This window comes from Microcoleus sp. FACHB-672, assembly GCF_014695725.1.
GTDB lineage: Bacteria > Cyanobacteriota > Cyanobacteriia > Cyanobacteriales > Oscillatoriaceae > FACHB-68.
Window position 1 is genome coordinate 1 of record NZ_JACJOU010000031.1, and the last position, 11,869, is coordinate 11,869.

An 11,869-nucleotide genomic window follows, 5' to 3' on the forward strand; every position below is an offset into this window, starting at 1 on the left:
CTTTCTCTCTACTGTTTTATTAACTTTTGAATGAAGCTTTTGGCTACACAAAATCGTTTCGCCAATTCCCGTTGCGATATTTCTTCATTCTCATACACTTGGATTATTTTTTCCCGCAAGTCCAGTGAGTAGGCTTTCATCTTTACACCCTCAACAGCTCCCCATTACTGTACCTCTGTTATTCGAGAAACGCTATATTTACACCTTTTCCCGCCCGGAACAGCTCGACTTGATTTTAGTGCCGCCGCAAGGTTTACCCATTCACAAAAGTGTGTCGGCTGCCAAAGGGGATATATTATTGCAGAAACTTAAAACTTTTCGAGAAGAAATCACTAATCCCCTGCTACGACGAAACCAGAACTATAAGCAATCGGCTATTCAACTTTATCAGTGGATTGTTGCTCCCTTAGAACACGATTTGCAAGCGCTGGAAATTGACACGCTTGTGTTTGCAATGGATGCGGGTTTACGCTCGTTGCCGTTGGCGGCTTTATATGATGGAGAGCAATTTTTGGTAGAGAAATATAATCTGGGATTGATTCCTTCGGTGAATTTAACCCATATGAATTATAGCAGCTTGAAAGAAGCACAAGTTTTGGCAATGGGAATCAGTGAATTTAAAGAATTCTCTGAACTGCCGGCAGTGCCGGTGGAAATCAAAACTGTGACTTCTCTGCGACAGGGCGAGATATTACTCAATCCCGACTTTACTTTTAACAATCTAAAATCACGCCGACAGGCAAAACTTTACCAGATATTGCATTTTGCAACTCACGCTGATTTTCAACCGGGTGAAGCAAAAAATTCCTACATTCAATTATGGGATAGCCAATTATCTTTTGATCAGTTGCGAGAATTGAAATGGAATGATCCGCTTGTTGAACTGTTAGTTTTAAGCGCCTGCCGCACAGCGCTGGGAGATGAACAGGTAGAGCTAGGATTTGCAGGTCTCGCTGTCCGAACCGGGGTTAAATCTGCGATAGCAAGTCTATGGTATGTCAGCGATGAAGGCACATTGGGGTTGATGAGTGAATTTTACAAACACCTCAATGAGTTTCCAACTAAAGCTGAAGCATTGCGGCGAGCGCAAATTGCCATGCTCAAAGGTGAGGTGCGGAGAGAACAGAACCGATTGTTGCTTAATTCTGGAGAAGAAATTGCCTTGCCTCCCCAACCAGGAAACTTTAAAGAGCCTATGTTTTCCCATCCGTTTTACTGGGCGGGATTCACTCTCGTAGGGAATCCCTGGTAAGAGAAAACACTGAATCTGTTAGTTAAAAATTTTCGGAGAAGGGGCGTACCCCTACTGACAGCAGAGCACGGTAGTTGTAAGATTGGCAAGATTAAGCGCCACTTCCAGGCGATTTGCCAAACTATTCCATCAGCACAGCATCAGCAAAGCCATGTCTAAAGCATTCTTCAACCTCTCTGACTTGCTCTCTGAGTTGAATGTGGATGGCAGTAAAGGCTTTGTGCTGAAGGGGAATGTGGGAGACAAAGCCGGCATTTCAGTCAGCAATGCCGGCGATATCAACGGTGATGGCATTGATGACGTGATTGTAGGAGCTTATCACGCTGACCCCAACGGCAACTTCGATGTCGGCAGCAGTTATGTGGTGTTTGGCAGCACAAACGGATTTGCAGCAACGCTGAACCTGTCAGACTTAGACGGCAGCAACGGCTTTGCGCTATACGGAGCTGCTGTAGAGGACTTTTCGGGCTACTCGGTCAGCAATGCCGGCGATATCAACGGCGATGGCATTGATGACTTAATTGTGGGAGCCAATAGAGCTGACCCTAATGGCAACTTCTATGCCGGCAGTAGTTATGTGGTATTTGGCAGCAGGAACGGATTTGCAGCGTCGCTGAACCTGTCAGACTTAGACGGCAGCAACGGCTTTGCCCTGCACGGAGCTGCTCAATCGGACCATTCGGGCATCTCGGTCAGCAATGCGGGGGATATCAACGGCGATGGCATTGCTGACTTGATTGTGGGTGCTAATCAAGCCGACATCAACGGTAACTACGATGTCGGCAGCAGTTATGTGGTGTTTGGCAGCAGAAACGGATTTGCAGCAACGCTGAACCTGTCAGACTTAGACGGCAGCAACGGCTTTGCGATATACGGCTCTGCTGCAGGGGACTATTCAGGCGAAAGTGTCAGCGCTGCGGGGGATATCAACGGCGACGGCATTGATGACTTAGTTGTGGGAGCCAAGAGAGCTGACTATAACGGCAACTTTGATGTCGGCAGCAGCTATGTGGTGTTTGGCAGCAGCAACGGATTTGCTGCAACGCTGAACCTGTCAGACTTAGACGGCAGCAACGGCTTTGCCCTGCACGGAGCTGATAACTATGACTTATTGGGCGAGAGTGTCAGTGCTGCGGGGGATATCAACGGCGATAGCATTGATGACTTAATTGTGGGGGCAACCGCCAACTCGAACCGCTCTGGCGGCAATTATGTAGTGTTTGGTAGCAGAAACAGATTTGCCCCGTCGCTGAACCTGTCAGACTTAGATGGTAGCAACGGCTTTGCATTATTCTCCGGAATTGGTGAATTTAATTATCCGGGCGAAAGTGTCAGCGCTGCGGGGGATATCAACGGCGATGGCATTGATGACGTAATTGTGGGTACAGGTGGAGCCAACCCCAACGGCCACTATGCTGCCGGCAGTAGTTATGTAGTGTTTGGCAGCAGAAACGGATTTGCCCCGTTGCTGAACCTGTCCGACTTAGATGGCAGCAACGGTTTTGCCCTTCACGGTGTGAAAGCCGGTGACGCTTCCGGTGGCAGTGTCAGTGCTGCGGGGGATATCAACGGCGATAGCATTGATGACTTGATTGTGGGTGCTACGGGTGCCGGCGACGGTACAGACAATAGCGCCGGCGGCAGTTATGTTATATTCGGCAACCAACGACCTACTCTCGACCTCAACGGGGTGGATGCCGGCATCGACTACACTACCAACTTCACTGCCGGTACTGCGGTTGCGATCGCTAACCTTGCCACCCTCACTGACAACAACCCTTCTCTGGTAGGGGCAAGTGTCACCCTTACTAACCCCCTCGACGGCATCGCCGAAACCCTTTCTGCCAATACTGCCGGTACTGGGATCACCGCAACCTATGACAGCGCCACCGGCATTCTCACCTTAGCCGGTAACGACACAATCGCTAATTACCAACAAGTTTTACGCTCCATAACCTACAACAACACCGCCGCTTTACGCAACACAACCCCGCGAACCATTCAATGTGTCGTCGATGACGGACAAGCGCACAGCAACACTAATATTGTCGCCACGACTACCCTCGCCGTCACCCCGGCTGCGGATCTTGCCCTCACGCAAACTGTGGATAAAGCCACCCCAGTTTCCGGTGAACTGATTACTTATATGTTGACGGTTTCTAATGCCGGCCCTAACACGCTCAACAGTCTCAGCCTGACTGATATTATCCCAGCCGGCCTACTCAACCCTAGCTATATCTCTAGTGCCGGTGTGTATGACTCTACAACCGGCGTTTGGACAGGATTGAATTTAGCTGCCGGAGAAAACCTGACTCTCAATGTTGTCGGGAGGGTAGATCCCAACACCGGCACTCTCACGAATACGGCTTCTGTTGCGCCTCCTGCCGGCTACGTCGATGGGAATGCCGGTAACAACACCGCCACGACTACCCTTAACGTCATTCCCACGCTCTCTATCAGCGACGTAACGCTCACCGAAGGAAATACCGACACTGTTAATGCCACCTTTACTGTCAACCTCTCCGCCGCCAGCAACCAAATTGTTACCGCCAACTGGACTACCGCCAACGGCACTGCCATTGCAGGAGAAGATTACACCGCCGCTTCTGGCAATGTAACTTTTGCACGCGGAGAAACGGAAAAAACGCTCACGGTTGCCGTCACCGACGACTTTGTCGTGGAAGCGAGTGAAACGTTTTTTGTTAACCTTTCCAACCCTAGCAACACTGCCATTGCCGATATTCAAGGCATTGCGACGATCACAGATAATGATGCTGCCGGCATCACGGTTTCTGCGATATCGGGCAATACATCTGAAGCCGGTGATGGTGCAACGTTTAGCGTTGTTCTCAATAGCCAACCCACTGCCGGTGTTACCTTCACTCTCACCAGTTTCGACGCCAGGGAAACCACTGTCTCCCCCACCACTCTCACTTTCACCTCTGAAAACTGGAACCTCCCCCAAATAGTAACAATAGCGGGAGTTGATGATGCTATTGCTGATGGAAATACCGTCTCTACAATTGTCACCGAGCCGGCAACCAGTGCTGATCCGAAATATAATGCGTTCAATCCTGAAGATATCTCTATCACCAACCTCGACAATGACAGCGCTCGTGTTTTAATTACAGAATCTGGAAGCAGCACCAATCTCACAGAAGGGGGAAGCTCTGATAGTTACACGGTCGTTTTAACGACTCAACCGACTACTATTGTTACCCTAAATTTATTTGCAGATTCTCAACTGAATATTTCTACAAATTCCCTAACGTTTACTCCTGAAAATTGGCAGGTTCCCCAAAGCATCAACCTTGAAGCGATAGACTATTTGGTGGAAGAAGGCAACCACACCGGCACCATCACTCACACTATCACCAGTGACGATCTCAACTACAGCAATTTAACGCTTCCTGATCTGGTTGCCACTATCACTGATAAGGACAGGCCGGCGATTTCTATTTTGCCAACCGGCAGCAGTCCGGATGTGACTGAAGGCGGCAATCTTAATAGTTATTCTGTAGTTTTAACAACTCCACCTAAAGCCGATGTTACGATTAATGTCGTTACAGATAATCAAACGACAGCGACGCCATCCTTAACCTTTACTCCTGACAATTGGAATGTGCCGCAAACCGTGAATGTTGCGGCAGTAGATGACGAACAACAAATAAAAGGAAGCCACACCAGTATCCTTCGCCACAATGTCAGTAGTAGCGATGTTGATTACAATGGCCTCACCATTTCAGATGTTACTGTAACTGTGACGGATAACGATTTTACCTCGCCTGCCGGCACTGCCGGGATTCGTATCATCCCGCCAGCAGGTAGTGTGGAGGTGCTTGAAGGGTTCGGCGAGGATGTCTATAAAGTCGTCTTAGAAAGCCGTCCTACTGCCGAGGTGACGCTGACTATTACTGCCGGCTCTCAAGTTAAACCTAACGTTCAAACCCTCACTTTTAACCCAGAAAATTGGAATATCGGGCAAACAGTGACGGTGGCTGCAGTTGAGGATGCTGTCGTAGAAAACTTTCACAACAGCATTCTTAAATACACTGCAAACAGTCTTGATAAAAATTATAATTTGTTGTCTCACAATCTTACTATTAATATTAGCGATAACGACAATCCTGGACTCGTTAAAAACCTCTTAGAAAGTGCAAAAGAAGCTGGGATGGAGAAGGACGATAACCTCACAGGGTCAACCAGAAAAGACGTACTATACGGACGCGCCGGCAACGATTTGCTCAAGGGCAATGAGGACGATGATATCATCTACGGCGGCAGTGGTAGTGACGGAATTGCCGGCACAGATGGAAATGATCGCCTGTTTGGTGGAGACGGTGTGGATATGATTGAGGGAGGTGCCGGTGACGATTTTGTCTATGCCGATTTAGGAAGTGATCGGGTGCGCGGTGGCAGCGGCAATGATTGGTTATCGGGGGAAGGGGGAAATGATTTTCTCAGTGGGGATGCCGGCGTGAATACGCTCACAGGTGGCCTAGGCAATGATGCGTTTGCTATCAGTTTAGAAGGTGGCGAGCCTACAATTGAGCGAGCAGATATTATCACTGATTTTATCAATGATCAAGATATAATTTTCTTAACCGGCCCTTTGACATTTCAACGGTTGCACATTTTTCAAGGCAGTGGCGATTATGCCTTTGATACTTTGGTTAAAGATATAGTGACCAATGAATATTTAGCAATTTTGCAAGGGGTAAGTGTCGGCAGTTTAAGTGCGGGTAATTTTGTTTGAGCTGAACGCTTGCCATCCTATTTAATATTTTTTCCCAACTTGCACTGCGAACATAGCCTCTCATCGCTACTTTTGCTACGTGAACGTGCATCTAATTCAGGTTGCCGGCAAACCCCTCAAAATCGGCAGATTTGTCCTCTCTCTCCATTGAAGAGGGCGCACACGCTATTGCGCCCCTACAACAGTCTCTCCCCCTCAATCCGCGCAGACAAACTTAATGGAGTGGCAGCTTAGCCGTTTAGTGGGCGACCTCTTCCGCGTGGAGTTCATGGGCGTGGAGTTCGCTTTCATCCCAGGGATGTGCTTCCATTTGAGAGCGTGGGCAGGACCAATTACTCGGCAGCAAAGAAGGCCATCCCTGGCGCAATGCTTCCGGACAAATGGTATGAATGGTTAGCTGACAGTCAATCATCTGCAAGCCGGATTTTTCTGCTTGTTTTAAGCCACTTTTTAAAATCGTGTCATTTTTGAATTCAATCGTTTTATTGCACTGAATGCACACCAAATGATGGTGGTGATGCGGATACGGCTGATTGAGTTCATAGTGTTTATGGCCTTCAGCAAGCTCCAGTTCCCGCAAAAGCCCCATCCGTGCCATCAACTTCAGCGTCCGGTAGATGGTGGACAGGCTAATTGCTTCCCCACGACGTTGCAGTAGATTGTAGAGATCCTCCGCACTCAGGTGGTTGCCCCTGGGAAGATTTTGAAAGACGTGCAAAATTGTCTCTCGCTGGGGCGTCAGACGCCAGCCCCTCGAATTGAGTTCGGATTTTAGTGAAGTTGCTGTGTAGAGAGCCATAACTATCTTCCCAAATAGGTCTCTTTATTGAAAATCATAGCGATTTTTACGTCTAATTTTCAAGAAAAGAGGCTAATTGATAATGCTTCGCATTACTTAGTTGGCTCAGCAACTTGTCATTGAGGGGGCCGGCGGGTGCTGTGTTGCTGGGTGATGGAAAGAGGCTGAAGTTTTAAGGGGACACAACTGGGGGCTGAGAAGCACTGCTGTGTGGAGATTCAGCAAAATGTCATGACGTACGCATATTGGCTTGTGTTCCATTCAGCTAGAGTTGATGCCACACAATGGAGTTCTTGGACTTGGTGAACCAGATCAGAGGGCTGCCGGCTGAGTTTAACAGGTGTTCAGCATTCAATTGAAACGGGTTGAACTCGAAACAGGGTTTTGCCCAGAGCATCTACAGAACCTAAATAACCCAAAATCATCAGTGTGGCTTCATCTGTCCATGTCACAGGAAAACACAGAGGTTGAAGCCTATTGATACTGACGCAAATATTTGTAATAATTGCTTGACTTATAGACAGTAATGCATTTCTTGTCTTTAATATAAAAATTGATCACTTAGGGAAACTAGCAATAAGTTCAGCGGATAGATTGTATTTAATTGCTAAATACTTGCAATAAATTGCCGAAAATGCCTAACTTTGTCAACAAAGCTTGCAGTGAAACCAAGCGGATAGGGGTGAAGAGGGTTTAGGTTAAAGGATGAGCCGGCTAAACGCTTCCTCAACTTTTCAGGGTGTCAACTTTTCGGTGAATGGTGCGTGAAATATTCTAAATACCCAATTGCGGCGACTTCAGAACAATTGACACAAGAAATTGTTTGCGATGAAGAGGGTACAAAATAATGTGTAACGAATTCGCAGACAACAGACTGCGGCAGCGTAATCTGGCTGACTGCGCTGTTTACACGTTTAGGATTAGTATATCTGTTTGGGCTGGCACTAAAATTACAGGGTAAGGTGCCGGCACCAACGCTTTAACCAAATCTTAAGGCAATTTAGCAACGCCACGAAAGCCGATTACTCATTATAAAGGTAGTTATGGAGCAATGGATTAAATTACTCATCGAATATGCGGTGCCTATTTTTAATACTTTAATGTATATGAGAAACGGACAACCGTTAAGCACTATCCATATTGAACTGGATGAGAAACACCGGCAAGCGCAGCTCATGCTGGAATATCTAGGAAATGATTCCCATACGGAAGACAAAAATGGGCAAATTTTTCAGAAAAATCTAGCGAAACTGGGGCTTGAATATAGTGGAGAAATTCAAGAATTTATCCAGAGTGTTAGCTGGGCAATTCAGCAAAACAGCCGGGAGTATCAGCAGTGGCGTTTCGCGCAAGAAAAAGCGTTTCAGCAGCAGCTAGCAACTTACAACCGCGAGACACAAATCCAACTGGCAAACGAAAGACGAGAGATTGCCCTCAGATTGCCTGAAGTTGAGAAAATTCTCGATAGCTGGCCTCTACGATTGCTGCCTTCGCAAATTCTCAAATCCCACACCGGCAGCGGCCCGATTCCGTTACGAATTATTGTCGCGCCTCCCAACTTAGAAAGACTAACGGCAACGTTTGAGGATCAATTGGGGCAAGGGCCGGTGATTCCCGATATTGAGCCAAATTTAGCCCAAGGACTGCGAGAATTTCTCAGCGAATATTATCCGCTACACAGCCAAATTAGACCGACAGAATTTTTAGGTGGTGCTTGGGACAGCCGGCGGTTTCAAGGTGAATCTAGCATCAAAGCAGTGTTTGGGATGCTTAAATCTGAACCAACTTTAATTCTGGAGTCAGATATTGAGGGAGATTCTTTAAATTTTCGCATGGCTTATTGGGGCTTATCGCAAGACAATTACTGTTATGAAACGATTGTTAAGCTTCCTTACCGGCATCTAATTTATGAGTCAGCAAAAACGCGTGCTTTGAAGTGGAAAGCAACGCACGATAAACTGCTGGCGATGGGAAAAACTTTTGCAGAGATCGAGCAATTGGGTGGAAATAATGCAATTAACTTAAAAATTCTAGAAGAGGAAGAACAATTAAAACAAGCGGGCATAGATGTGAGCGAACTATCGTTTGCTTATCAAATTAATAGAAAAGATTTTGAAGCGCTTAGTCAGCTATTAACCAGTTGTCACTGTTTAGTTGCCGGCTGGATGGCAGATGTTCACCATTTAGTTTATCATGACGTTTTCCCGCGATTGCCTGAACTGTTGCCCCATGTCTTTCAACAAGCCGCTAACCAACAACTGGTGAAACAGGTAATGCAATCTGCTGTTTCTAGCTATCAGGATGTCTTGAAAACGTTGGCGAACGAGCGCCCTTATTGGGTGCCAGAAATGGCGATGAAATTAGCGAAAAGTCTCACGCAATTGCCAGATAAATCTTGGGCGAAGGAGCAAGTGGAATATTCCTTAACGTCTTGGTTGGAACAGCGCCAGCTACCTCAGCCGGCAGGCGTGAAAGCCTTAGAGGCGATGAAGTCTGCTGTGGCGAAAGAAGATCGGGAGTATTTAGAGCAGCTGAAGGAATGTTTGCAGGCTTTGGGGGATGATCTGGCGGTTGCCCAAGTGGAGAGCCTGCTGAGCGGCATGGCAAGCTTAGGGGGGAAATTCAACCTGGAAAAACTTGTTCTGTCGCACAGCGTCAGCGGGGTTTCGGGCCGGCCCACCGGCGTCGCTATCAGTCCGGATGGTCAAGTGTTTAGCGGTGGGGTTGAGAAAAATGTAATTGGACTTTGGCATCTAAAAACCGGCCAGCAGACTTATCAGTTTACAAGTCATGCCGGCCAAGTGTTGGCCCTCAGCATCAGTCCAGACGGTAAAATTCTCGCCAGCAGTGATAAAACTGAGCAGAGAAGTCATATTTATATCTGGGATCTGCACTCCGGCAAATTGCTTCGCACTCTTTTCGGGCATAAAAAGTCAATTCACGCTCTCGCGCTTAGTCCGGATGGTCAAACTTTAGCCAGCGGCTCTCACAAAATCAAAATTTGGAACCTACAAACCGGGGAGCCGGTGCGAACTTTATTCGGCCATAAAGAATGGGTTTATTCTATAGCAATTAGTTCTGATGGCGAGACGCTGGTGAGTGCGAGCGCAGATAAAACGATTAAAATTTGGCACCCGAAAACTGAACAGTTGCGCCATACCCTTAGAGGTCATTCAGCGTCGGTTTATTCAGTGGTAATTGCACCAGATGGGGAGACGTTGGTGAGTGCCGGCGCAGATAAAACGATTAAGGTTTGGAATTTGCAAACCGGCAAGCTATTACGCACACTTAGCGGTCATTCGGGAGCGGTTTATTCGGTGGCGATTGCTCCTGATGGGGAGACGTTGGTGAGTGCCGGTGCGGATAAAACCATTAAAATTTGGAATTTACAAACCGGCCAAGAATGCCATACACTTAGCGGTCATTCGGGAGCGGTTTATTCGGTGGCGATTGCTCCTGATGGGGAAACACTGGTGAGTGCCGGTGCGGATAAAACCATTAAAATTTGGAGGACAATCGTTTAGTTAAAACGACTGAGTTGTAACAATTATTCTGACTGATGGATAGGAATTTCTAGCACAAATTGTGTTCCCTGTCCGGGTGATGAAATACATTTGAGCCGGCCTCCATGTTTTTCTTCGACAATTTCACGACTAATAGACAAACCCAAGCCGGTGCCTTTGCCAACAGGTTTGGTGGTAAACATTGGCTCAAATAGATGCTTTTGAGTTTCTTGATTGATGCCGGCAGCATTGTCTTTTACCCGAATATCGACATAGTTTCCTTCTAAAACTTCTGTGGAAATCCAAATCGTCGGGGTGTTCTTTGCAGTTCCTTCAATGACTGAAAGTTGGCCGTTAACTACTGCTTCTTCCAAGGCATCAATCGCATTGGCGAGAAGATTCATAAACACTTGATTGAGCTGGCCGGGGTAGCAGTTCACTGCCGGCAAGTTGCCATATTCTTTAATGACTTCAATCGCTGGGTGATTGCTGCTGGCTTTAAGCCGGTGTTGCAAAATTAACAGGGTACTGTCTAACCCTTCGTGAATATTTACCGGCACCTTAGATGAGGTATCCGTTCGGTAAAAGTTTCGTAAGGACACACTTAAACAACGGATACGCTCAGTCCCAAACTTCATTGAATTGAGGATTTGAGGAATGTCTTCTACTATATACTCTAACTCAATACTCTCTGCGTGTTCTTCAATTTTTGGCAATGAATTTGGGTAATGCTGCTGATAGAGTTGCAAGTGATTAATTAAGTCTGTACTCGCAGTTACCATGTGTGAGAGATTGCCAGAAATCGAGCTAACAGGGTTATTGATTTCATGAGCCACACCGGCTAACAACTGACCGAGTGTTGCAAGTTTCTCACTTTGAATGAGCTGGATTTGTGTTTTTTGAAGGTTTTGCAACGCATTTTTCAGTTCAAGCGTCCGTTCGTCTACCCGTTGTTCTAACTGCTGTGTCAGTTCAATTAGGGCAACTTCTGCTGCCGCACGCGCTTCTACTTCCCGAATGAGTTGTGCGTTTTGCGCGGCTAGTGTTTTGGTCATGTTTCGCAGTTTCAGGTGCAGCCTCACTCTGGCTAGCACTTCTTCCTGCTGAAGCGGCTTGGTGATGTAATCGACTGCCCCTAGAGAAAGCCCTTTGACCTTATCTACTGTATCTGAAAGAGCCGTCATAAAAATTACGGGGATGTCTTTAGTTGATGGAGAAGATTGCAGCCGGCGGCAGGTTTCAAATCCATCAATTCCCGGCATCATCACATCTAACAAGATGATATCGGGCGGATCATATTCTACTTTCCGAAGTGCGCTTTCGCCATCTCGCGCCACCCAGACTTCAAAGCCGGCTTCATCTAGAAAATCGGAAAGTACGCCTAAATTTGCTGGATTATCATCAACGATCAGTACAATTCCGGTTTCTTGGCTGGATTCATTGCTCATATCAGCTATAGAGGCAAAATTGCTAAGAATCATAGAACTATCTCTTTCATTTTTTGCCAGCTTTTGAAAGCAAAATTTTTAAGCGTGTGAGTTTATCTACTTTTTTACGTT

5 protein-coding genes are annotated in these 11,869 nt (G+C 46.9%); 3 read left to right on the plus strand and 2 right to left on the minus strand.

Annotated elements, in window-relative coordinates:
- The first annotated feature begins 124 nt into the window (after window positions 1–124).
- Window positions 125–1,252: a CHAT domain-containing protein gene (locus H6F56_RS22040; RefSeq protein WP_309236612.1), complete on the plus strand. Its 1,128-nt coding sequence runs from the start codon at window positions 125–127 to the stop codon at window positions 1,250–1,252.
- Between the two features lie 151 nt (window positions 1,253–1,403).
- Window positions 1,404–6,008 carry a Calx-beta domain-containing protein gene (locus H6F56_RS22045; protein ID WP_190672873.1) on the plus strand — a complete coding sequence of 1,535 codons (4,605 nt, stop codon included), beginning with the start codon at window positions 1,404–1,406 and terminating at the stop codon, window positions 6,006–6,008.
- Window positions 6,009–6,246: 238 nt separating this feature from the next.
- Here H6F56_RS22045 and H6F56_RS22050 read toward each other — a convergent pair whose 3' ends face one another.
- On the minus strand, window positions 6,247–6,807 hold the full coding sequence (locus tag H6F56_RS22050; protein WP_190672876.1) for a Fur family transcriptional regulator: 561 nt from the start codon (window positions 6,805–6,807) through the stop codon (window positions 6,247–6,249).
- Window positions 6,808–7,850: 1,043 nt separating this feature from the next.
- Here H6F56_RS22050 and H6F56_RS22055 point away from each other — a divergent pair.
- Entirely contained in the window at window positions 7,851–10,331 is a 2,481-nt protein-coding gene (locus tag H6F56_RS22055; protein WP_190672879.1) for a WD40 repeat domain-containing protein, read from the plus strand.
- A 23-nt stretch (window positions 10,332–10,354) separates the two neighbouring features.
- Here H6F56_RS22055 and H6F56_RS22060 read toward each other — a convergent pair whose 3' ends face one another.
- On the minus strand, window positions 10,355–11,758 hold the full coding sequence (locus H6F56_RS22060) for a response regulator (RefSeq protein ID WP_190673258.1): 1,404 nt from the start codon (window positions 11,756–11,758) through the stop codon (window positions 10,355–10,357).
- Window positions 11,759–11,869 lie beyond the last annotated feature (111 nt).

Excerpts from the sequence above, each read along its gene's own strand:
- H6F56_RS22045 (WP_190672873.1), top strand. The coding sequence starts at position 1,404 with ATGTCTAAAGCATTCTTCAACCTCTCTGACTTGCTCTCTGAGTTGAAT.
- H6F56_RS22050 (WP_190672876.1), bottom strand. The coding sequence starts at position 6,807 with ATGGCTCTCTACACAGCAACTTCACTAAAATCCGAACTCAATTCGAGG.
- H6F56_RS22060 (WP_190673258.1), bottom strand. The coding sequence starts at position 11,758 with ATGAGCAATGAATCCAGCCAAGAAACCGGAATTGTACTGATCGTTGAT.
- H6F56_RS22055 (WP_190672879.1), top strand. The coding sequence starts at position 7,851 with ATGGAGCAATGGATTAAATTACTCATCGAATATGCGGTGCCTATTTTT.